The 24195-nt window shown below is 39.4% G+C and carries 22 protein-coding genes; 13 read left to right on the top strand and 9 right to left on the bottom strand.

The window, feature by feature from the left end; all coding sequences use genetic code 11:
- Positions 1-2: 2 nt before the first annotated feature.
- The 4 genes from PL8927_RS19700 to PL8927_RS19685 all read right to left on the bottom strand — a co-directional run bounded on the left by PL8927_RS19700 (position 3) and on the right by PL8927_RS19685 (position 5590).
- The gene (locus tag PL8927_RS19700) at positions 3-1268 is read right to left on the bottom strand and encodes a glycosyltransferase (protein WP_156093258.1); all 1266 of its coding nucleotides are present in this window, start codon (positions 1266-1268) and stop codon (positions 3-5) included.
- 6 nt (positions 1269-1274) lie between these two features.
- The gene (locus PL8927_RS19695) at positions 1275-2534 is read right to left on the bottom strand and encodes a class I SAM-dependent methyltransferase (protein ID WP_083624962.1); all 1260 of its coding nucleotides are present in this window, start codon (positions 2532-2534) and stop codon (positions 1275-1277) included.
- A gap of 20 nt (positions 2535-2554) precedes the next feature.
- On the bottom strand, positions 2555-3424 hold the full coding sequence (locus PL8927_RS19690; RefSeq protein ID WP_083624960.1) for a GDP-mannose 4,6-dehydratase: 870 nt from the start codon (positions 3422-3424) through the stop codon (positions 2555-2557).
- Between the two features lie 585 nt (positions 3425-4009).
- Positions 4010-5590 (bottom strand): tetratricopeptide repeat protein, encoded by a 1581-nt coding sequence (locus PL8927_RS19685; RefSeq protein ID WP_083624958.1) that lies wholly within the window; start codon positions 5588-5590, stop codon positions 4010-4012.
- Positions 5591-5843: 253 nt separating this feature from the next.
- On the opposite strand from PL8927_RS19685, the gene rfbF reads away from it, so the two are divergent.
- The 11 genes from rfbF (at position 5844) to PL8927_RS19630 (ending at position 17392) form a co-directional block, all read left to right on the top strand.
- The gene (rfbF, locus tag PL8927_RS19680; RefSeq protein ID WP_083624956.1) at positions 5844-6623 is read left to right on the top strand and encodes a glucose-1-phosphate cytidylyltransferase; all 780 of its coding nucleotides are present in this window, start codon (positions 5844-5846) and stop codon (positions 6621-6623) included.
- Entirely contained in the window at positions 6620-7603 is a 984-nt protein-coding gene (locus PL8927_RS19675) for a GDP-mannose 4,6-dehydratase (protein WP_083625416.1), read from the top strand. The genes rfbF and PL8927_RS19675 overlap by 4 nt, the downstream gene beginning before the upstream one ends.
- Positions 7604-7625: 22 nt before the next feature.
- Positions 7626-8045 (top strand): clan AA aspartic protease, encoded by a 420-nt coding sequence (locus PL8927_RS19670; RefSeq protein WP_083624954.1) that lies wholly within the window; start codon positions 7626-7628, stop codon positions 8043-8045.
- Between the two features lie 29 nt (positions 8046-8074).
- Positions 8075-9421, top strand: a complete 1347-nt coding sequence (gene rfbH / locus PL8927_RS19665) for a lipopolysaccharide biosynthesis protein RfbH (protein WP_083624951.1) — start codon at positions 8075-8077, stop codon at positions 9419-9421.
- Positions 9414-10097 (top strand): GNAT family N-acetyltransferase, encoded by a 684-nt coding sequence (locus tag PL8927_RS19660; protein WP_197047489.1) that lies wholly within the window; start codon positions 9414-9416, stop codon positions 10095-10097. Before rfbH ends, PL8927_RS19660 begins: the two co-directional genes overlap by 8 nt.
- A 116-nt stretch (positions 10098-10213) precedes the next feature.
- Positions 10214-11275, top strand: a complete 1062-nt coding sequence (locus PL8927_RS19655; protein WP_197047488.1) for a pyridoxal phosphate-dependent aminotransferase — start codon at positions 10214-10216, stop codon at positions 11273-11275.
- A gap of 12 nt (positions 11276-11287) precedes the next feature.
- Positions 11288-12391 (top strand): DegT/DnrJ/EryC1/StrS family aminotransferase, encoded by a 1104-nt coding sequence (locus tag PL8927_RS19650; RefSeq protein ID WP_083624945.1) that lies wholly within the window; start codon positions 11288-11290, stop codon positions 12389-12391.
- A gap of 170 nt (positions 12392-12561) precedes the next feature.
- Positions 12562-14349, top strand: coding sequence for a thiamine pyrophosphate-binding protein (locus PL8927_RS19645; protein WP_083624944.1), 1788 nt, complete (start codon positions 12562-12564; stop codon positions 14347-14349).
- A gap of 61 nt (positions 14350-14410) precedes the next feature.
- A complete protein-coding gene (locus PL8927_RS19640) occupies positions 14411-15337 on the top strand; it encodes an acetaldehyde dehydrogenase (acetylating) (protein ID WP_083624943.1) in 927 nt (308 codons plus the stop codon).
- Positions 15318-16334, top strand: coding sequence for a 4-hydroxy-2-oxovalerate aldolase (dmpG, locus tag PL8927_RS19635; RefSeq protein ID WP_083624942.1), 1017 nt, complete (start codon positions 15318-15320; stop codon positions 16332-16334). Before PL8927_RS19640 ends, dmpG begins: the two co-directional genes overlap by 20 nt.
- Complete coding sequence (locus tag PL8927_RS19630; protein WP_083624941.1) at positions 16331-17392, top strand: NAD-dependent epimerase/dehydratase family protein; 1062 nt, start codon at positions 16331-16333, stop codon at positions 17390-17392. The genes dmpG and PL8927_RS19630 overlap by 4 nt, the downstream gene beginning before the upstream one ends.
- 121 nt (positions 17393-17513) lie before the next feature.
- Here PL8927_RS19630 and PL8927_RS19625 read toward each other — a convergent pair whose 3' ends face one another.
- Positions 17514-20186 (bottom strand): tetratricopeptide repeat protein, encoded by a 2673-nt coding sequence (locus PL8927_RS19625; protein ID WP_083624940.1) that lies wholly within the window; start codon positions 20184-20186, stop codon positions 17514-17516.
- Between the two features lie 190 nt (positions 20187-20376).
- Between PL8927_RS19625 and PL8927_RS19620 the strand changes: the two genes are divergently transcribed.
- Entirely contained in the window at positions 20377-20994 is a 618-nt protein-coding gene (locus tag PL8927_RS19620; protein WP_083624939.1) for an aspartyl protease family protein, read from the top strand.
- Positions 20995-21027: 33 nt separating this feature from the next.
- Positions 21028-21477 carry a DUF29 domain-containing protein gene (locus PL8927_RS19615; RefSeq protein WP_083624938.1) on the top strand — a complete coding sequence of 150 codons (450 nt, stop codon included), beginning with the start codon at positions 21028-21030 and terminating at the stop codon, positions 21475-21477.
- A gap of 18 nt (positions 21478-21495) precedes the next feature.
- On the opposite strand, the gene PL8927_RS19610 is transcribed toward PL8927_RS19615, so the two are convergent.
- The 4 genes from PL8927_RS19610 to PL8927_RS19595 all read right to left on the bottom strand — a co-directional run bounded on the left by PL8927_RS19610 (position 21496) and on the right by PL8927_RS19595 (position 24150).
- On the bottom strand, positions 21496-21984 hold the full coding sequence (locus tag PL8927_RS19610; protein WP_083624937.1) for a ribonuclease toxin HepT-like protein: 489 nt from the start codon (positions 21982-21984) through the stop codon (positions 21496-21498).
- Positions 21966-22325 carry a nucleotidyltransferase family protein gene (locus PL8927_RS19605; RefSeq protein ID WP_083624936.1) on the bottom strand — a complete coding sequence of 120 codons (360 nt, stop codon included), beginning with the start codon at positions 22323-22325 and terminating at the stop codon, positions 21966-21968. Before PL8927_RS19605 ends, PL8927_RS19610 begins: the two co-directional genes overlap by 19 nt.
- Before the next feature lie 26 nt (positions 22326-22351).
- Positions 22352-23032: a Uma2 family endonuclease gene (locus tag PL8927_RS19600; protein ID WP_083624935.1), complete on the bottom strand. Its 681-nt coding sequence runs from the start codon at positions 23030-23032 to the stop codon at positions 22352-22354.
- A 158-nt stretch (positions 23033-23190) separates the two neighbouring features.
- Positions 23191-24150, bottom strand: coding sequence for a GDP-mannose 4,6-dehydratase (locus tag PL8927_RS19595; RefSeq protein WP_083624934.1), 960 nt, complete (start codon positions 24148-24150; stop codon positions 23191-23193).
- Positions 24151-24195: the final 45 nt, after the last annotated feature.

Raw genomic sequence — 24195 nt, 5'->3', positions numbered from 1 at the left:
TGTTACCTTTGAGACTGGGTTAGGAGAATTTGTCTTCGGCATTCTTCCAATTCGATTTGAGCTTGCTCTGCTGTCTGTCGCCAAGCTTTGAGTTGGGAAGCCCGCCAATTTATTTCAGTCTTAATCTCTTCGATATGACTTGCTGCTGAAGGGTTAATTTTCCTAATAATATGTTCGAGGCGATTTTTAATTTTTATCCCTACCGAGTGCGGACTTAGTAAAGATTTAATCTCCTCAGAAGCTCTCGATCCTATTTCTTGAGCTTCTCGATAATTATGAAAAATATACTGCATCAAAGACGCAGCATGAGCTATATCTGGCTCTGCCCAAATACTACCTTTGGGATAAGGCAAATACTCCTCAGTGGTTGTTACCAATTCATATTTGACGAGAAAACTATTGCCAACATTCATAAAGTCAGTATTAGACGAGTAACCAGTAGCTATTACGGGTTTACCGTAGAACATTGCTTCAGCCATTGTCAAGCCAAAACCTTCTGATCGATGCAGCGATACATAGCAATCGCAATTGTAGATTAAGGCATTTACTTTGTTTTTTGTGAAATGCCCATCTATAAATCGAATTGATGGATCATTTTCTGATAGTGCATTGAGTTGACTTAGTTTTTGGGGATGATGCTCGGCATTAGAAAACTTGATCACAAGTAATACATCTTCATTTGAATTCCCAAAAGCTTGTTTAAATGCTTTGATAATTGCTCGCGGATTTTTACGTTCTAGGGTACTATGAAAGTCAAACATGAACAGAAAGATAAATTTGTCTTTTGGTAATCCCAAAGATTCCCTGTCCAAAGATGGCTGTGGAAGTTCGATGCTAGGCATTATCTTCAGTACAGGAATCGGCGAGACTTCTGAAATAGTTTCAGTGCCGTAATTACTGTAAGTCCATACCTCATCAAACAAATCAAAGGCAAACTCCCAATTACTAGGAAATTTCGGTAATTCCCATGCCCAGAATCCAATATTGTACCGTTTTTGCAAATATTGGGTATCGCTATTATCAAGCAAAAAAGAATCGGGGTTGAGATGTACAAGGTTAATGGGATAAGGGTTATCGTCAGAAAAATTAGTGTATGTAGAATCTAAATTCCGATGCCAGGGTACACTAATATTTTGAAGATTGAAGGGAATCCCGGCAGCTTCCAAAGCCTTGAGAGTGCATCTCAGACCTTCTCCCCCCCCAAATTCACCGGTAGCATAACCGATGACGTTGACACCAAAATGTGGTTTGATCGCTGACTCTACCATAGGTACTTAGTATTTGATAATGTCAACTGTTGGCAGGGGGAAGATCATTCCCACACCACTTTTTAATGTTTCTGCCTCACGCTTGAGAAACTCTTCCTTAAAGTGCCAGGGCAAGACTAAATAATAATCTGGATTCATGGCTCTTGATTCCGCCTCACTGATAATCGGAATATCAGTACCTAAAGTATAAGCCCCATACTTATCAGGATTACGTTCAGCCGCATAATCAATAATGCGGTTGTCAATGCCACACCATTGCAAGATTGTATTACCTTTGGTCGAAGCACCGTAAATATGAATGCTTTTGCCTTCTTTTTTGAGGTTTTTGAGCATTCCTATTAGTTGCTCTTTGTGGACATTAATTCTGTCTTGGAAGTTTTTGTACGGCTTGTCAGTATCAAGCTCTATATCAAACTCTTCTTGGCGCAACTGCTGGAGGCGCTGCAAAGCCTCTTGTTTCTTAAAGGTGAAATTATCAATGTGTGTCGCATAACAGCGAATACTACCACCATTAATATCATTGAGAACCGCATCCACTATCTTCAAGTCAGCTTTTTTCAGAATAATATCCAGCACCGCTAAACTGTAATACTCTAAATGCTCATGGCAAATAGTGTCATAGGAGTTCATTTTCAGCATTGATGGCATATATGACATTTCAAAAATCCACACACCATCATCAGCCAAAACTGCCTTAATTTCTTGACAAAAAGTCACCGGATCTTCCAAATCGTAGAACATGGCAATTGACGTAATCACATCAAACTTTTCGCCTTCCGTTCTCTTGAGCAATTCTGGGGAGGGAAAGATATCTTGGATCACAGTAATATCATCCCCAACCTCTTGAGCCACATCAGAAGGATCGACCCCAAATTTGATAAAATCTTGGGGATAATACTTCAGTAAAGTGCCGTCATTACAGCCAATATCTAAAACAAAAGCTTTGCTTTTGCTAACCATTGAGACTCCATCTTCAGCAATTCCCTGCAAATGACTTCGCATGGTTTGGTTAGTACCGGAGCGATACCAGTAAGCTGAATATAAAATCTCCGGCGGAACGGTGTGTTGCATTTGTAGCAAACCACAAGCGTGTTCATCTCGCGTTGGATCGCAACGCACCAAAGAAAGGGGAATTTTTCTCTGCGGTGGTTCCTCTTTACCTGGTTTGACAAAAGAACCTTGTAGATATTGATCTCCCAAATTGATCACTGGTGTGAGGGCTGAGGAACCGCATACCCGACAGGTTTTCCGATGTGTTAAGTGCATAGTGTTACTTTAATCCCTAACTAATTATGAATCATTTTTGCCGCCAGTTCTTGCAGACTTATCCTTGGCTGCCAATCCAGACTCTGTATGAGTGACGGATTGGAGACTAACCGCTTATATTCGGGTTGAAAATTTTCAGTCTGATCTACATAGATTCGCCAATCTAAACCTAGCATTGAAAAGCATATTTCTATCCAATCTTGAATAGTATATGTTTTGCCGGAGCCGATGACTGTTTCAAAAACATTATCCTGTTGCATAAGAATCATTATACCTCGTGCAACATCACCCGCAAAAGTCCATTCTTTTTCTACAGAAATGTCACCCAGGCACAACTTTTCCTCAGAACCATGCACAATACGTTTAGCAGCTTGTACTACTTTTTGACTGACATGATGAGGCTTTCTCAAGGAACTTTCATGATGAAATAAATATCCTACATAAGTTTTGACCCCCAATGTTCTATAGTATCGGGCCGCATAGACAGACTGGATACGGGCAAAGGCGTAGGCACTGTTTGCTTCAAAGGGACTATCTTCTGAAATGGGAGTGCCATCATTATAGAATTGAAGGCCACTGCCAGTAATAAAAACCTTAGAGCGAGGACAGTGCCTGTACACTGATTCTAGGATATTCAGTGTACCTGTACAAATTGTTCCATGATTTTCAAACATTGCATCATGTCGCGTTGTTGATTTTGCCGCTAAGTGAAATATATATTCTGGATTATATTCTTTGATTAATTGCTGAACCAGTTCATAATCAGAAACATCACCGCGAATAAAATCTCCAGAGCGCGCTATTCCCATTGAGTTGATTCCTTGGGCTTGGCAAAGCTCGTTTAAGTAATATCCATCTTGTCCGTTAGCACCGAAAATCAAAGCATTCAAATTAAAATTTTCCCTCCATCATGTTTAGCATTATTAGTTTAGGACAAACTGAAATTTTGGCAACTACCTACCGCTGTTGGCTCGCGATTCATCTCACCAGTTGACACTCCCTCGCCGTTTTACGGCGGGGATTCTTGAGCTAACAACCGCCCTTTTTGGTTCCCCATACTTAGGTCTTACACTGTTATGTCCCATCCGAACTTGCTAGAAGATCACTTGTTATCTAGTGTCCTGTTTCTGGATGGCTCTCCCAGCGTTTTGGTATTTCAACCAAGATTCGGGTATGCCCTACCCTATCTATCTGGCGACAAAAGCTGACCTAGTTATTCATTCACCAATGTCAACTGGTTACTGTCTTGTTTAAAGAGTATTCAGTGGCTCTTGCTTATTTGTTTTCTCCTCAAAAGTGCTGCATTGTTTCAGCAGAATTTTCACGATGTGAGCGGGATTTCAACCTGAAAGCCTTTCTATTGTATCATAAAGCCGTCCTGAAAGAGCTTGCCCTGAGCCTGTCGAAGGGACGGGGTTTTAAACCCAAAATTTTCGATAAGGGAGGGTGAGATTTGGGAATTCTCATGGGTTAAGCTAACTTTCTAATTCTAAAGCCCGACGATAACATAAACTGGCTTCATTGATTTCCCCTATCTTCGCTAAGGTATCCCCTAAATCGTAATGGAATTTAGCGACATCGGGTTCGATCTCAGTGGCGCGACGATAGGCTGCAATGGCTTGATCATATTCACCTTGCTCTCGTAAGCGATCGCCTAAATTGTGATGGGTCCAAGAAAAATCAGGATTTAATTCTATGGCAGTTTGATAGGCTGCAATGGCTTCTTGTCTTTGACCGCTAGTTGATAAAGCATCTGCCAACAAATGAGGCCCCCAAAAGTTGAGCGGGTCAATTTCTATAGCTTGGTGGTAAGCGACAATTGCTTCTTGCCAACGTCCATGTTTGCTTAGGGCTATCCCCAAGCGTAACCGAGCATGAGCATGATGGGGTCTCATTTCAACGGCTTTTTGGCACGCTTCTAAGTTAAGTTCATTCTGCTCACCTGCTTTGAGATAGTAGCTAAACGCTGCATCTAAATCCGAAGGCTTTCCCCGTTTCCGCAGGGTGTCCGCTAAATGGGAGTTGACAACATCGGAATTGGGACTGAGTTCAAGGGCTTTGTTATAGCAAGCGATCGCTTCCTTTTCGTCTCCAAGTTGAGCTAGAGCAAACCCCAAATGATCCTGAGCTTCTAGGGAGTTAGGTTCTAATTCAACAGATTTGCGATATTTTTCAACGGCTTCATGCCACTGTTGCATGGCAGCTAAAGCATCTCCCCAATGTTGATAAATTATAGCCGCGTCGGGGGCAAGTTTTAGGGCTTTACGATAACTGGCGATCGCATCTTCCCACTGATTCAAAGCAGATAGAGTATGTCCCAAATAGTGATGAATAATTGCCGCCCCTGGTTCTAACTCTATGGCTTTTTTGTAAGCTGCGATCGCTTCTTGGGATTTACCTTGGGTAACTAAAGCTGTTCCTAACTTATAGTGTAGCCAGTGGGAATTAGGATTTAACTCAAGGGCTTGTTGATAATAGTTAATGGCACTATCTATGTCTTTTTGCTCTTGCCTGGTTTCCCCCAGTTTCATATAAAGTTCCCAACCCCCAACCCCCAATTCTAGGGCATTTTGCCAATAGCTAATAGCTTCTTCTCCTTTCCCCTGAGCAATCAAAATATCGCCAATCTGTTCGTAAAGTTTAGGGAATTGCGGGTTTAAATTCAGGGCTTTTTGAAAATAGTCTAGGGCTGTATCCAGTTGACCTTGTTGTTGTAGAGCTTTTCCTAAACTGTAATACAAATCCGATGATTCCGGGTTGAGACTAATAGCTTTTTCTAGCATCACCACCGCTTCATCAAAGTTCCCCGTGTGCAGTAAGGCGGTGCCATACTCATACACACAGCCAGCCGAGCGAGGATTGAGCTTGACAGCTTGACGGTAAGCCGCGACGGATTCCTGCCAATCTCCTCTTTTAGCTAAAGCTTCTGCGAGATTCTGATAATAAGCATAAAAATTAGGGTTTTGATCAATGGCTTGGTGATAGGCTATAACGGCCTTATCCAGTTGACCAGTTCTAAGAAATTGGTTGGCTTCAGTGAAAATGCTTACCGTCATTTTGTCATCAGGCTGAATAGGTTTTCATTATATAGCAATCCTAAATAGGTTGTAATATTTTATCGTAGGGGTGTTCTCCCCACCCAGGCGCAAAGAGGGTTTGGAGGGACATCACCCCTACAGGTTTTGATCACAAATCATTTAGGATCGCTATATGTAGTTTAACATCAAGTGGCAGTTCTGATTGATTCAATCAATTTTGATCTTTCTAATCGGTTATTATAAGTTTGTTTATTAAATATTGGGGCAAGCGATGCAAGTTGTAATTTTAGCCGGAGGTCTGGGAACTCGCCTTCGAGAAGAAACAGAATATCGTCCTAAACCTTTAGTTGAAGTGGGCGGACGCCCGATTATTTGGCATATTATGAAACTCTATGCCCATTATGGGTTCTTAGATTTTATCACCTGTTTGGGATATCGGGGAAATATGATCAAGGAATATTTCCTCAACTATGAAGCGATGAACAATGACTTTACCATCGGTTTAGGAGTTCCTAACCAAATTAGTTATCTGAATAATCACGATGAGCAGAATTTTCGGGTAACGTTAGCTAATACAGGACTTGAAACCCAGACCGGAGGAAGAATTAAGCAGATCGAGAAATATATCGAAGATGATCTGTTTATGGTCACTTATGGAGATGGTCTGGCTGATGTCAATATTGGAGAATTACTCAGTTTTCATAAAGAACATGGGAAACTGGCAACCGTCACAACAGTACAACCGCCTTCTCGTTATGGAATTGTGGATATTGATGAACGAGAAGCTAGGGTTTTGAAGTTTGGGGAGAAGATTAAGGATAACAAATGGGTGAGTGCGGGTTATTTTGTCTTTAACCGCAAAGTATTTGATTATTTAGAGGGGGGGCATTGTATATTAGAACGGGAACCTTTAGAACGTTTAACGGCGGAGGGTCAGTTAATGAGTTATCAGCATCACGGCTTTTTTTATGCTATGGATACCTTTAAAGAATACACTGAACTGAATAAAATGTGGGAAACTCAACAAGCTCCTTGGAAGGTATGGAAATGAGTCAATTCTGGCGCGATCGCTCTGTGTTTGTCACAGGTTGTACGGGGTTATTAGGAAGTTGGTTAGTAGCGGAGTTAGTGCAGCGAGGAGCTAGGGTAACGGCTTTAATCCGAGATGGTGTTCCCCAGTCTCGATTGTATACTGAAAACTGGCATCATCAAATTAATATTGTTCGGGGTTGTATTGAAGATTTACCAACCCTAGAACGAGCGATTAATGAGTATGAAGTCGATACTGTTTTTCACTTAGCGGCTCAAACCATTGTCGGAGTAGCTAACCGTGAACCCTTAGCGACCTTTGAAGCCAATATTAAAGGAACTTGGAACCTATTAGAAGCCTGTCGTCGGGTGGGGGGAGTGAGTCGAATTGTAGTGGCTTCTAGTGATAAGGCTTACGGGGATCAAGAAATTTTGCCCTACGATGAAACCACACCCTTACAAGGGGAACACCCTTATGATGTGTCTAAAAGTTGTGCAGATTTGATTTGTCGCACTTATTATGTTAGTTATGGATTGCCAGTTTGTATTACTCGCTGTGGCAATTTTTATGGCGGTGGGGACTTGAATTTTAACCGGATTGTACCGGATACTATTCGTTCAGCATTGCGCGATAAACCTGTTACTATCCGTAGTGATGGTAGTTATATTCGGGATTATTTTTATGTTAGGGATGGGGTATTAGCCTATCTGCATTTGGCGGAACAAATGGAAAGAAAAGAAATCTGGGGCGAGGCGTTCAATTTTAGTAATGAACTGCAAATTACAGTGTTAGAACTGGTGCAGAAAATTCTAGCTTTGATGGATAAGAGGGATTTAGAACCTATTATTTTGAATCAAGCCAAAAATGAAATTAAGCATCAGTATCTTTCCGCTAAAAAAGCTCGTGAAATGTTGAATTGGAAGCCTAAATATTCCCTTGATGAATGTTTACAGGAGACGATAAAATGGTATCAAGATTTTTTACGCGATCGCTTAAATTAAAAAAGGAGTGCAATTAAATCTCATGGGACTTACCTACGCAGAAATCGAATTGATTAGTGGCGATGATTTGGTTTTAGCAAGACGGGGATATATCCAGCCGGAAAATGTCAAGAAAATAACAGTGAATGCTTTAGTTGATAGTGGTGCTTATATGTTAGCTATTAATGAAAGCATTAAACTCCAGCTAGATTTACCGAAATTAGAAGAACAAATTGCTGAATTAGCAGATGGTTCAAAGTTGAAACTAGAGATTGTTGGCCCTGTAGAAGTGCGCTTTGAAAATCGTTCTACTACTTGTCGAGCAATGGTATTATCAGGAGATACTGAGGTCTTATTAGGGGCTATTCCTGTGGAGGATATGGATGTATTAATAGATCCTCGTCAACAACGGTTAATTGTGAATCCAGCAAGTCCTTATTTTGCTAAAAAATCTTTAAAATAAAGAGAAATCGCTAATTTTAGGAAGTGATCATGACTCAATCTTTACCTCGTCCTGCTAGTACCTCCGATCAAGAACAAGCACTCAGAGAACAAGTTTTTGCTGCGGTCAAAGACTACTACCAATATAAGTTTACTCACAAAACCTTTATCCCAGGTCAAACCTATATCCCGGCTTCGGGTAAAGTGTTTGATGAGCAAGAACTGGTACATTTAGTTGATGCGTCACTGGATTTTTGGTTAACTACAGGACGCTATGCTGCGGAATTTGAACAACGTTTTGCAGAGTGGATGGGGGTTAAACACTGCTTACTGGTTAACTCCGGGTCTTCTGCTAATTTAGTTGCCTTATCTGCTTTAACATCGCCCAAATTAGGGGATAAGCAACTGAAACCCGGAGATGAAGTAATTACGGTGGCGGCAGGATTTCCTACAACGGTGAATCCGATTTTTCAAAATCAGTTAGTCCCCGTATTTGTGGATGTGAAACTGCCTACTTATGATATTGATATTGATCAATTAGAGTTAGCAGTTTCGCCTCGTACCCGTGCGATTATGATTGCCCATACCTTGGGAAATCCCTTTAATTTAGAAGCGGTGATGGCTTTTGTCGAAAAACATGATTTGTGGTTAATTGAAGATAATTGTGATGCGGTAGGGAGTGTTTATCAAGGCAAAAAAACCGGAAGTTTCGGTCATTTATCAACTGTCAGTTTTTATCCTGCCCATCATATCACTATGGGTGAGGGAGGCGCAGTTTTAACCAATGATACACGCCTAAAAAAAATTGTAGAATCCTTTAGAGATTGGGGTCGAGATTGTTGGTGCGCTCCTGGGGTTGATAATACCTGTAATAAGCGTTTTGGTTGGCAGTTAGGAGATTTACCTTTGGGCTATGACCACAAATACACTTATTCCCATGTTGGTTATAACTTAAAACTAACCGATATGCAGGCGGCTGTCGGTGTTGCTCAATTGGATAAATTACCTGAATTTGTGGCAAAACGTCAGCATAATTTTGATTTTATGTATCAGCAGTTGCAAGATTTACAGGATGTGTTACAATTGCCTCAGTCTACTCCTGGTTCCGAACCTAGTTGGTTTGGTTTTCTTATTTCTGTTAAAGAAAATGCTCCTTTTACTCGGAATGAGTTAGTCCAATATTTGGAAGAAAAACGGATTGGTACTAGATTATTATTTGGTGGAAATTTGATTAAGCAACCTGCTTATGAAGGGTTAAATTATCGAATTGTGGGAGATTTGCCAAAAACCGATCAAGTTATGGCAAGATCATTTTGGATTGGGCTATTTCCAGGGTTGACTGAGGAAATGTTAGCTTATGTGGTAAATGTTTTCAAAGGATTCGTTAAATATGAGTAACATTTGTACGGAAGAAATAAAAGTTTATCAAGCAAAAGTTATAGCAGAATTTGCCTCTCTCAAGTCAATCTACCGCTTTGATGAATTGGTATCATGTAGCATAAGGTTAGCTGATGAGAAAGGCTACCTTCTTTGTGTTAGTGAATTGTACGCAGAAGATGAAGATTTGATCGCAAAGTTAGCTCAATGGCGAGAAGAAGCTACTACTTTTCATAATCAATTTAAAGTAACCCTAGAAGGGACTAAACAGTGGCTACGTAAACTTGTCTTAGATGTTCCAGACCGGATATTATTTTTGGTGGTGAATTGCTATGGTCATCCCATTGGACACTTAGGATTTGCAAATTCACTAAATGAAGAAGGTTTGATGGAACTAGATAATGTTATTCGGGGAGTTCAATGTGTAGAACGAGGCATCATGTCTTATGGGGTTAAATCCTTGTTAAATTGGGCTGAGTCTACCATTATTCCAAAAGGTTTCTGTTTAAGAACCCTCCAAGACAATACTCATGCTATCAATTTCTATACCAATCTGGGATTTATTATAGAAGGAAAACAACCCTTGCGTCGTGTAGAAAGCAACGGTGAAATCAATCATATACCCTTAAGTCAAGATGATCAGGAACCTCCTGACAATTATTTTGTGTGTATGAAATATGTGCCAAAAACTCTTTAACTGTTTAAGGGAGAAATACTAAGATGCCTTTAATGTTTAGCAGACTTTCTCAGTCAATCTCTCAGTCTGAGATACGAAATATGTCTATTGAGTGTGATCGTATAGGTGGCATTAATATGTCTCAAGGAGTTTGTGATTTAGAGATACCTCTTCCTGTTAAGCAAGGTGCAATAGAGGCTATAGAACAAGGTGAAAATCATTATACCCGCTATGATGGCATTGAATCACTACGGAAGGCTATTGAGCATAAGATGCTTTCCTACAATAACGTTAAAACCGATCCAGAAAAAAATATTATTGTCTCTAGCGGTGCTACAGGTGCTTTTTACTCTGCGTGTTTAGCATTACTTAACCCTGGAGATGAAGTTATCTTTTTTGAACCTTACTATGGTTATCATATAAGTACCTTGTTAGCAGTTGGTGCAGTGCCTATCTATGTGACATTATCACCCCCCGACTGGACTTTTGATATGGATGAACTGAAGCAAGTTGTTACATCAAAAACAAAAGGTATTATGATTTGTACACCAGCAAATCCGAGTGGTAAAGTATTTACGAAAGATGAATTAGAAAAAATAGCAGACTTGGCTATAAAACATGATTTATTTGTGTTTACGGATGAAATTTACGAGTATTTTCTTTATGATGGACGTAAACATATCAGCCCCGCTTCATTAGACAGTATAGCGGAGCGCACTATTACAATATCAGGTTATTCCAAGACTTTTAGCATTACAGGTTGGCGTGTGGGTTATGCGGTTTGTCACGAAAAATGGGCACAAATGATTGGTTATGTTAGTGATTTAATCTATGTTTGCAGTCCTGCACCCTTGCAAAAGGGGGTAGCAGAAGGTATTAACCAGTTGCTACCCGATTATTATCAATGGTTATCTCATGAATACCAGATAAAGCGTGATCAACTATGTGGAACATTATTAAAGATTGGAATAACCCCTTACATTCCACACGGTGCCTACTATATACTGGCAGATGTGAGTTCTTTGCCAGGTAAAACCAGTAAAGAAAAGGCAATGTTTATCCTGAAAAAAGTGGGTGTTGCCACAGTGCCAGGTGAAGCATTCTATGCTAGTAACAAAGGTGAAAATTTAGTGCGTTTTTGCTTTGCGAAATCGAATGCGATTTTGGAACAAGCGTGTGAACAATTGTTAAAACTATAAAGAGGCTAAACCATGAGAAAGAAAATTAGTTTTGCAGGGCCTTGGATTACTCAAAAAGAGGTAGATTATGTCACGGATGCCACCCTTAATGGTTTCTATGAAACTTATGATCTATATGCCAAGAAACTTGAGAAGACAGTAGCAGATTATTTGGGTGTCAAATATGCGCTGGCAACTCATTGTTGTACTTTAGCACTTCACCTTTCAGCCACCGTACTTGATTTAGGCAAGGAAGATGAAGTTATTGTCACAGACTTTAGTTGGGTAGCTACCGCTTATGCGATTGCTTACACGGGTGCTAAATGTGTTTTTGTCGATATAGATCCAGATACTTGGTGTATCGATCCTCAAGCCATTGAGAAAGCTATCACGCCGAAGACTAAAGCTATTATGTTAGTTCATACTTTCGGACATCCAGCACAGATGGATGAGATCATGGCTATTGCTCATAAATATGGGCTATATGTTATTGAAGACGCAGCACCTGCGATGGGAGCAGAATTTAAAGGTCAAAAAGTGGGAACTTTTGGGGATATAGGTTGTTTTAGCTTTCATGGTGCAAAACTGACTGTCAGTGGTGAAGGCGGAATTTTCGTAACTAATAACGAAGAAATGTATGAGAAAGCTAAATTATTAGCTTCAATGGGGCGAACTGACTCTCAAGCAGTTTTTTGGTCAGATATGCTCGGTTATCAATACACAATTGCCAATCTGACTGCTGCATTAGCACTAGCTCAAGTAGAGCGTATTGAAGAATTAATGGGCAAGAAACGTCAGATTTTTAATTGGTACTATGAAAGGTTGAAAAATGTATCTGGTATCAAAATTATTAAAGAAAAGGAAGGCTGTAAAAGCAATTATTGCTATCCATCAATTTTGTTAGAGGATAGTATTTCTGCCAGTCGCGATGTCGTTTTGCAGAAGCTTAAGGAATTAAATATTCATTGTCGCCCTGGCTTTCCCCAAATGAGTCGGTTTCCAGTATTGGAGCAACGTTTTCCTAATCCGGTTGCCAAGAAAGTATGGGAACGAGGTATTTCATTGGCTTCAGCAGCTAATCTCGTAGAGGAAGATATTGACTTCGTGTGTAAGAATTTGATTGAGCTTATTAAGTAATATGGATTACCCAAATGTTTGCTACATAATGGGTTGACTAGGCGGAGGCTTACCAGTTCTATTTGTAGCAATCATTTGCGGAAACGATATAAGCACAAAAAAATTCGATAAGTAAAAATAATTAGGCATTATTTACTTCATATAAAACCTATTAGGTGGTCATAAAAAAAATGAAAATGCGGGTTGCAGACTTTATAACAAAGAAGTTGTATGAAGCGGGTGGAGAGTATGTATTCTTGATTACAGGTGGCATGATCATGCACCTGACCGATGCACTGTATCAGCATGGGAAACAGAAATTTGTCTGCTGTCACCATGAGCAATCCGCAGTTATGGCGGCGGAAGCCTATGGGAGATTCACAGGAAAACTGGGAGTTGCTTATGTTACCGCCGGGCCTGGGGCATTAAATACATTGACAGGAGTTGTGGGAGCTTATGTAGATTCTTCCCCCTGTATTATTGTTTCGGGTCAGTCTAAGGTATCCCAAGCCATTGTTACAGGGCCGAGACAATTTGCACTTCAAGGTTTCAATACCTTACCCATATTTGAACAGGTGACTAAATATGCCGTCATGCTTAACGATTTATCTAGGGTAAGATATGAAGTCGAAAAGTGTATTTACCTGGCAACCTCCCATCGTGTAGGCCCGGTATGGATTGAATCTCCCATTGATATTCAAGGTGCTTACTTTGACCCCGATGAATTTGAGGGATTTACACCCCCAGAATTACAGCAGTCAAGTAATGACCTGAAGGAGAAGGTTGATCAGGTTGTCGAAGCGATTCGCCAAAGCAGAAGACCCTGTATTTTGGGTGGAGCGGGAATTAGACTTTCAGGTGCTATTAAAGATTTTCACAAATTAGCAGAAAAAACTGGCATTCCCGTAATGACATCGAGACTAGGGATGGATTTAATTGATCATTCCCATCCTTTGTTTGTGGGTAGACCTGGGACTTATGGCGATCGCGCAGCTAACTTTACTATTCAAAATTCTGACCTATTACTTAATATTGGCTGTCGTCTGGGTATCGGTTTAGTAGGTTACGATTTTCAAGACTTTGCCCGTCATGCCAAAAAAATCTGTGTTGATGTTGACGAGCAAGAGCTTACCAAGCCTTCTGTTATCCCAGATATAGCAGTCCAGACAGATGCAAAGTTGTTTTTAGATTTACTCCTAGAAAGATTAGGTGATTATCAGTTAGACAATAATCTATGGAGAGAACAAACCCAAATTTGGAAAGGAAAGTATCCCGTTGATTTACCGGAGTATCAACAGGAAAAAGATGGCATTAACTCCTATCACTTTATGCGGCGGTTTTCGGAAAAAGTCTCTGAAGATGCAATTTTCTTAGTTGATACAGGTTCTTGTTTTCATGTTTTCGCCCAGGCATTTCAAGTAAAGTTCGGACAGAGACATATTATCACAGGTGGTCTATCCACAATGGGTTATATGCCTGGATCGGTAGGTGTAGCAGCAGCTAGTCAGGGAAAAGATGTTTTTTGCATTACTGGAGATGGCTCAGTTCAGTTTAATATCCAAGAGTTGCAAACCATCGCTCAGAACAATCTTCCCGTCAAATTAGTCATTTTAAATAATAATGGCTACCTCTTGATTCGACTCACCCAAAATAATTTTCAGGAGGGTCGTTTTATCGGTGTAGATAAAGATAGCGGTGTGAGTTGTCCAGATATGGAAAAGATTGCCTATGCCTATGGAATTAAATTTATCAGGATTTTAGGTCTTGATGATTTGGATGCTAAACTGGCTGAACTTATTAATTATCAGGGTGCAGTAATTTGTGAAGTGATGACACCGCCCAACCAATTACTGATTCCGAGAGTGGCTTCTAAAAAGATGGATGACGGTAGAATGATGTCAATGCCTTATGATGATATGTTTCCATTCCTGCCCCGGGAAGAATACTTAGAAAATTGCGTCCGTGAAAAAATTGTGTAGAATTTCCCAATTTCTCTGGTATTAATAAATAGGAATTTGGCAAGAATTAGGAGGTAAAAAGATGCGAAAACTAAAGGTAGCAATACTGGGAAGTGGCAATATCGGTACGGATCTTTTAATTAAGACAATGCGATCGCCTTTTCTTGAGTGCGTTCTATTTATTGGGCGCAATATGGGATCTCCAGGGATGGCAAAGGCAAATAGTCTGGGGGTCAAAATTTCTGACCAGAGTATTGAGGCTATTATTAAAGAACCCGACTGCTGTGATTTGGTTTTTGATGCCACATCCGCTAGAGATCACATTTATCACTGGTCTTTACTAGAAAAGCTAGGTAAGATTGTGATTGATATGACACCTGCTAAGGTGGGAGAAATGTGCGTTCCGGCTGTGAATATCCAAAAATGCAGCTTGTACAAGAATGTTAATATGGTGAGTTGCGGAGGTCAGGCTTCTATACCTTTAGCCTATCTGATCGGGCGCACACACGCAAATGTTGAGTATATAGAGGTGGTTTCTAGCATCGCTTCCCGAGGCGCCGGGCCAGCTACCCGTGCTAATATTGATGAATATATTGAAACGACCGAACAGGGAATTAAAAAGTTTTCGGGATGCGATCGCGCTAAGGCAATTCTCATCCTCAACCCAGCACAGCCCTGCATTGATATGCAGACTACCGTATTTGCCAAAGTAGATCAGCCTAATATTGAGGAGCTTAATACTCTTGTTAATGAGATGGTTAATAATATTCGGTTATATGTTCCCGGATATCAACTCGTGGTACCTCCAGTATTCGAGAATAACCGGATTGTAATTACGGTGAAAGTTCAAGGGCTGGGCGACTACCTACCAAGATATGCTGGCAATCTGGATATTATTAACTGTGCTGCGATCGCCACAGCCGAAGAATATGCCAAAGACTATATTAGAAACTTAGACTATGATGATTGTGACTCAGTAGAGGAGCCTTATGTCAACTGTATTGATTAGTGACCCCACTCTGCGGGACGGAAATCATGCCGTTCGTCATCAGTTAAATGCCCGTCAAATCGCTCTCTATGCCGCGGCGGCCGATGCTGCTGGTGTTCCAATAGTTGAGGTGGGACATGGTAATGGCCTCGGTGCTTCTTCCCTACAAGTAGGAGAAAGTCTGATCGGCGATCGAGAAATGCTGGAAGTAGCTAGGGAGAATCTAGTCAACTCGAAGTTAAGCATTCATGTTATTCCTGGTTTTGCCACGATTAACAAAGACTTGAAAACTGCCATAGAAATTGGTGTAGATTTGGTCAGAGTTGCCTCTCACTGCACCGAAGCAGATATCACTCAGCGACATATTGGTTATGCTCGTGATAAAGGGAAAGAGGTGTATGGAGTCCTAATGATGAGCCACATGGCATCAAAGGAGCTTTTGGCGGAAGAATCTTTGAAAATGGAATCTTACGGTGCTGAAGCCGTTGTAATTATGGACTCAGCAGGTGCTTACCTTCCGAGTGATGTGACGGAGAGAATAGCAGAGCTAGTAAAAAGTTTAACTATTCCAGTGGGTTTTCATGGGCATAATAATCTAGGAATGGCAGTTGCTAATTCCGTGGCGGCTGTCCAGGCGGGAGCAACTATCTTAGATGGTACGGCTCGTGGTTTTGGCGCTGGCTCAGGAAATACTCAGCTTGAAGTGTTGGTAGCGGTGTTAGAAAGAATGGGATTTTCAACAGGCATTGATTTATATAAAATGCTAGATGCAGCAGATATTGCTGAGAAAGAATTAATGCCTGTTATTCCTAGTATTAAATCCCTGAGTGTAGTTAGTGGCTTATCTGGAGTTTTTTCAGGGTTTGCCAAACACGTTGAACGCATTTCCAAGGAGTATAAAGTTAATGCGAAGGATGTATTTTTTGAACTAGGCCGCCGTAAGGTGGTAGCAGGTCAAGAGGATTTAATTATTGAGGTGGCGATGAAACTAGCAGCAGAAGGTGCAGTGAAGTCATGAGACAAGACTTAATTGAGATTATTAAAGAAGATTGCGAGCAGGTAACAACGGGTGTCTCTAATGCTTTATCGGCTTTGAAGGGTGAGTGCGTTTTAATTACCGGAGGTACGGGTTTTATTGGGACTTGGCTAACTGAATTAGTTGCCTTTTTAAATGACACTCATAACTTCAATACAAAATTAATTCTCCTATCAGGTAGGGCTTATAATTTTAGTGCTAAAGCTCCCCACTTGGCAATGAGAAAGGATGTAGTGATTATAGAGCGAGATATCCGCAGTCTTTTGGATATTTCGAGTGATGTGAGTTGGATTATCCATGCCGCTGCTAATCCTGATAATCGCCTTCATGCTTCCGATCCATTAAAAACAATGGATGTCATAGTTAAGGGAACAGAATCAGTTTTAATGGCTGCCACTCGCTTGCCAAATTTACAAAAATTTCTCAATATTAGTTCTGGGTTAGTTTATGGTTCCCAACCCTTAGAATTAGAGACAATTCCTGAGAGTTTTCGCGGAACTTTAGATTTCGCTTCTATTGGTTCTGCCTACGCGGAAGCTAAACGGATGGGAGAAACTCTGTGTGCCGTTTATCGAAATCAACATAGACTACCGATAGTTAATGCTCGTCCTTTTGCGTTTATCGGCCCTTACCAGCTTTTAGATAGACCCTGGGCCATTAATAACTTTATTCGAGATGGTTTATTAGGAGGGCCAATTCGTATTTTAGGGGATGGAGAAACTGTTAGAAGCTATATGTATCCTAGTGATATGGCTTTTTGGCTGTTGAATATATTAGTACAGGGAACGGTAGGATTAAGTTATAACGTGGGTAGTCCTTATGGAGTAACGTTAAGGCAACTTGCAGAGAAGATTGCCAACCACTTCCCCCTCAGACCTAAGATAATATCGCGTGTTGCAGAAGATCCTAACTCAAATCATTCTAAGTTTGTTCCTGATATTACCCTAGCTCAAAAAACATTGGGTTTGGGATTGAAGGTTGATATTGAGACAGCTATTAAGCGGACTATTTCATGGAACCGATATTTGTTGGATTCATAAGGGGGGGCAGCGAATATGACTGTAGTTGCTCCCTGTGACCTTTCTCGAAATCAACATGGTAATGTTAGGGTCAGATATATACCTGATACTAGCTTCAATCATCTAAGATTGTTCCCTTACCTTAGCCCAACTCGCACTCTAAGTCAAAAATAACAGTAATAGCTGAATAACCTATATCAGCAGAACCTTCCGCCTCCCAGTCAAGTTTAGAGTGTTTCAGTTCAGGGGTATCCTTACGAGGCCATGCCCCAACATAATAAATATCTGCTAACCCTGAGTCTGTATACTCTCTTAATTTAAGAATCAATCTCCAAATTAACATAAAACAACCTAGCAGAACCAGACAAAATTTGTTAGGCATTGGCAAGGCTACTTCTCCAGAAAAAGCTATGTTTATCAATGAATTCCAAAAGACTATTGAGTATCTTATGTAAGGGTTTCTAATTACTCTACTAATTAGAATCGAAGCACCTTCTGGATCACCATCTGCCAGCCAAATCCTAAAATGTGCGAAGATCCATCCATCAACATATCTACCTACAGGTTCCTTAAGACCAAGTTTTGCTAATCTATATAAATTAAAATTGGTCATCTCATAAGCTCCCACATCCCATATAAATCCATTTTGGACTCGGCATAACATATTGTTTGCCCCTGTCTGTCCATCGGTTGTTGTAATGCTTATGTAGGCGTTAATCCTACTATATTCTGTTTCTGAAAAAACACCGTAAACATCATGTCGCATAACTAGATCAAGGCTAAACCACTGTTGAGGGATGATGGAAGCATCTAATTTAAACGCATGATAATTTACAAAGCTTTGCCTAAATGCACTACCACATAAAGTACCAGCCCACCCTGCAACGTCTTTTCCCTCCAATCCTTTCTGGTAAAGAAGCCCCCCTCTTGGATTTGTTGAAAACATAGATTTCTTAATATCCTCTAGCGAGCAATTAAAAACACCACCAACGGTAGGATGAGTGTCAAAGATCCAAATCACTAAGTCAACGAATCCTTCTGTAACATAGTCGTCGTCTGCTAAGATCATTGCTAATGGAGCTTTAGAACTGACCAATCCCAAAAACATATTCCTTGCAGCGCCTAGGTTGGCAACGTTCTTTATATATCTAATCCTTTGATCGTTTCCCATGAAATTTTGTACCACTTCAGCAGTATTATCAGTCGAGTTATTGTCAATAATTAAAAATTCAATATCAGATCGATCCGTTTTGAGATTATTTTCTAGGGAGTGCTTAAGTCTTGTTGATCGGTTATACGTTGGAATAACAACAGTTAACTTTAATTCCTGATCAGGAAAAGGCTCTCTGCTAATTTCTCTCTTATATTTACCTTGTTTTCTTTCTAGCTTTCCAATTCTTGCATAGACTTCTGGATAATCCCATTCAATCTCTAAAATTCTATGATAAAGATGAATGGCTAAGTCTATTTGACCAATTTTTTCATAAATTTCTGCTAACTTTAAGTAGCCTTCTATCCAATCAGGTGATGTTTCTAGTTGTTTCTGATAATTTTGAATGGCATTCTCTAACTGTCCTAGGTTTTCATGGAGTTCAGATAATCTGGAGGTTATCTCTAGCCATTGAGGTTTTATTTCTAGTGCTGATTCACAAGCAGAAATTTTTTCTTCTAAACTACTGTTATTAGAGTTTGCAATTTTGTAATAAACAACACTCGCTTCTTCTTGATAACCATTTCGAGTTAAAAAACCGCCTAATTCTTTTAAATAATTAAACTTTTGTGATAGAAAGGTAAACTGAATAAAATTTACTGCAAAACCAATGCCGTTAGCAAAAAATCGAACTTCTAAATTATCCACACCTATAATTTCCAGAAAAAATTCCAATTTTTTTTGTTCTATATTCACTGTTGAGGCGTGCCATACCACAATAGCTGCTTCTGAAACAATATCAAAATTGAATACAATTTGGGATATTTCATTCTCTAAATAATTTTCTAAGCTTTCTAATAATTCCCAATCTATATTGATCAGATACAAACCATCAGATACTCTGATATAAGGGCCAAAAGAAACTAAGCCTTGATTTCCCGTTGGACTAATTAACTGTTTTCTAGTGCCTTTTTCAACAAGTTGACCTGAACGAATAGCTAACTGTTCAGGATAAATATGGAAACTCGATATTGGTTCTAAGCTATTTAAAAAGCTATTATTATCTGCTTGTGAATTTAACTCACCATTACGTCGCCAATCGGCGATCGCTTCTTCTATAGTTTTTTGTCCTATCCGAGTTTTCTCTAACTCCAAACTATCTTCAACCTTGTCCGTTATTTCTTCTTCAGAAACTAATTCTTGTTCAGCTAATACTTTCTCCAAATTGTGGCGAAACGTCTCAGAATCAGGATTCAATTCAACCGCTTTTTGATAAGCAGCGATCGCATTTTCCCCATTTCCCTTCAAACTCCAACATTCCCCTAAACCATTATAAGCCCAACTAAAATCGGGGTTAATCTGAATAGCAGTTTGAAAACAAGCGATCGCATCCCCTAATTTATGCAGTTGTAGAAATACCTCACCTAACCCTTGATGCACCCATAACGCTTTAGGGTTAAGTTCCTTAGCCCGTTGATACGCCTCAACCGCCTGATCCAACTTTCCCTCAAGTGCCAGAACTTCTCCTAAATATCGAAAACTACCATAGAAGGTAGGATTGAGTTCTATAGCCTGACGATAGGCGACTTCCGCTTCAGTCAGTCGGCCTTCCCGTTGTAAATACTGACCTTGTTTAAGATAGGTTGTAGAAGTGTCCGGCTGCATAGTATTTGTTACTGGTGACTGAAATCGAATTTACAATTAATTGGTCTTCTTGTCAATTCCTCTACTCAAGTCCAAAGTTGTCTGAAACCCAGTGATTCCCGCCAGTTTAACCTAATTATATGCTAATATTAGCTTATTATTTTCAATTATTCAATTTTTTCTGGATATTATTCAAGGGAGATCATTAATAATGGAACCAGAATATGCCACAACAAATGATTGGTATAAAGCCAATCGCCCTAAATTAAAAAAATATCGGGGCCAATGGATCGCTTATACTAATCAAGGCGTGATTAGTCATGATCGAGATTATGACAAAATGAAAGATGGAATTCCCCCAGATACAGCTAAATTGAGTTATACAATTGATCGCATACATGAAAGCGAATTTATTGAGCCTGTTAAGTTTTACCCGATCAGAATGAGGTCTTTGAAATCTCACGATTGGCAGCCCAGATATGAAGTGACGATTAAATTTCAGAACTCGGAAAATGTCCAAATACTGGTGGATTCTGGAGCCGAACTTAGCTTGATAAGCAAAAAACTGGGTGAAGATTTGGGTTATACTAAAGGATCGGAAGAAGTTAATAATCAAGCTGAGGGAGTTGGTGGCAGTATTGAGTATCTATTACGACAGGTAGAAATACAGTTGGATGGTCATGTTTTTGCTGCGCCTATCGCTTGGGCGCAAACTGATTTTTGTGAGGAAATACTTTTGGGTAGAGAGGTGGTGTTTGATTTGTTTGATATCGAGTTTAAACAGGCTGAGGAGACGATCATTTTTAAATGGCGTGGCGGTCAAGCATAAGTAGTTAATAATCCCAAAAACAAAGGTGATTCAATGAACAATATTGAGAGTTCTAGTCTTTATGAACAAGATTATTATCTCTGGTTACAGGACACTTATCAAAAATTAGAAAAAAAGGATATAAATGGACTAGATTTAATCCATTTAATGGAGGAAATATTGGCTTTAGGTAACGAACAAAAACGCAAAGTTTCTAGTTATTTAAGACAATTACTAATTCATTTATTGCTTTACCAATATTGGGAATCAGAACGACAGCGTTGTGGTAAAGGTTGGCAAACTGAAATTGACAATTTTCGGTTTGAATTGGAATTATTATTAAAGTCTAAAACCCTGTATAATTATTTTTTACAGGAGATAGAAGAAATTTATCCCAAAGCGAGAAAGCAAGTGATTAAAAAAACCGATCTTTCTGCTGCAATATTTCCTGAATATTGTCCTTTTAAAGCTGATCAATTGTTGGATTCTGATTTTTTACCCTAGAGCTAGGGATGTTTAATTTTATTGGGAATTTATGTCTAAATCATTAGATAACTTCTCAATAAATCGATTGAGATCTGCTTCAAGATAGGGCATTAATTTTAGAGCTTTATCTAAATTAGCTTGCAACTGATCATATTCAATTATAGCACCATAGCCATGACGAAAGAAATGACGGAAGCCTTTTAAACCATTCAAAATACTATGGGTTTCAGAACTTAGCAAAGCCGGACGAATTTCAGGCACATTCATCGTCATTCTTTTTAGTAATAAACTATGCCATTGACTAGAATCACTAATATTATTTTCAAAATATTTAGCTACTATTTTCAGTAAATCTTCAGTTGCATTATAGAGATTGTGGATTTGATAAGCAATACTCTCCAGAAGAATTTGATCATCGGCTTGTAAATTTTTAGAACGCTCAATTAAGCGTTGATCAATGGTTTTAATTAATACGAGTTGAGCTTGTAAATCAACCGTAAGAAGAACTAAGGTGTTTTTGTCCATAGGATTCCTGTTTGACGAATGCGATCGCTAAAATGACATTGATTAAGCCGAATAATATCCACATCCCGTCCTAGATGTTCTGAGAGAATACTAATTGCTGAAAAAAAGTATTCAGGATTAACTTGTTCCACAGCAACATCAATATCTGATTGATCATGAAATCGGTTAGACTCAGTTACAGAACCAAAAATGTAAGCTTGCTCAATTCCATACTCAGTTCCAAATTTATCTAACCATTCTAACGTTTTATTTAACAAAAATTGGCGTTCTTTTTCTAGTCTAAAACGTTTATTTGCTAAAATTTCATCTAATTTAGCTGTATTAAAAGGAGTTTTACTCATAATAGATGGGTTTAAAATTAACTATTCTAACACAATCGACGGATAAATTCTTGATGCTCAACACTTTCTATTCCTTCCTGTAATTTTTTTAAAACCTGAGCTAAATTTCCTTCTAAAAGCGATCGCACCTCTAACCATAACCCCGGAAATACTTGACTTTTTATCACCCCATTTCCATCGGTTTCCAACGCAATATATTCCCCTTCTTGAAGTTTCCACCAACAAATCTGACGTTCATACACCTGCCAAACTAAATATTCTTGTACCCCATTCCGTTGATAAGCTCTTTTTTTATCATAAAGATCATAAGCCGCACTACTAGCTGCAATTTCTACAATTAATTCTGGCGCACCTTCAATATAATCATCTTCACTAATATGGCATTGTCCTCCTAAATTGGGGTTAATAAATAAAATTGCATCGGGTTGGGGTTCGTTTTCTCCATCGAGTCGTACTGTTGTATTATCGGCGGCTAAAACCCCAGGGGTTGCTGCATAATAAACCCCTAACCATGTATTAATTTGAGCATGGGGTTCTCCATGACTACGAAAACGTAATGGGGAAGCCATATAAACTACTCCTTCAATTAATTCTACTTTTTGATGATTTGGCATGGCTTGATAACGCCGTTCAAATTCTGGACGGGTTAAGCGATCGCCATTTTCTAACGGAAGAATTGTTGTTTTTAAGGGTATATAATTAGACATAATTTTAATCTCATGAATTTAACCATTTTGACTGAATAAGCTGTTAAGTACCTAAAATATAGCAATCCGCGCCTTTGAGACGCAGGTTGTAAATTTGATCGTAGGGGTTGGGTCTCCCAACCCTCTTCTCTTGGCGCTAGATTGTATGTAGCAACAGCTTATTGAAGCCCTGAAGGGCTTACTACCATCATTCTGACAACATCTGGCATTTTATATTGTGCTTTCCATCCTAACTTTTGTTCTGCTTTACTGGGATTTCCTCGACCCACTGCAATATCCGTAAGTCGTAATAAATTGCTATCAGATTCTACATAATCTTGCCAATTTAAACCAACGCAAGCAAAGGCAGATTCCACGAATTCAGCCAAAGAATAGGTTTCTCCCGTTGCAATTACATAATCATCAGGTTCTTCCTGCTGCAACATTAAATACATGGCTTCTACATACTCAGGAGCCCAACCCCAATCTCGTTGAATAGAAATATCTCCTAAATAGAGTTTATCTTGTTTTCCGGCTGCAATATCAATCGCGGCTTTAATAATTTTTTGCGTTACAAATCGTTCAGGACGCAAGGGTGATTCATGGTTAAATAAAATACCAGAACAGGCAAATAAACCATAAGCTTCTCGATAGTTTGCGACTTCCCAAAAAGCAGTTGATTTAGCTACAGCATAGGGACTACGAGGATGAAAGGGAGTATTTTCATCGGCAGGAATTCCTTTAGTATCACCAAAACATTCACTGGAACTAGCATTATAAAGTTTAATTTTAGCCCCAGTAAATCGAATAGCCTCTAATAAATTCAGGGTTCCAATTGCCATACTTTCTAAAGTTTCTACAGGTTGTTCAAAGGATAATCCTACTGAACTTTGACCTGCCAAATTATAGACTTCATCGGGTTGAATTTTAGTTAGAGTTTGTAATACACTTCTAAAATCCGTCAAAATCATGGATTTCAATTTAATTTTATCTCGAATTCCGAGACGAGATAAATTGCTAAAAGAAGACATTTGAGCGTCGCGGGATGTGCCATAAACAGAATAACCTTGTTTTAATAAAAGGTCGGCTAAATAAGCTCCATCCTGTCCCGATACCCCAGAAATTAATGCTGTTTTCATAACTAATCTACTATTTTATGTGTATAGTTTGATCCCCATAAATCT

This window comes from Planktothrix serta PCC 8927 (assembly GCF_900010725.2).
GTDB classification, from domain to species: Bacteria; Cyanobacteriota; Cyanobacteriia; order Cyanobacteriales; family Microcoleaceae; genus Planktothrix; species Planktothrix serta.
This window is presented reverse-complemented; position numbering and strand designations above follow the sequence as displayed.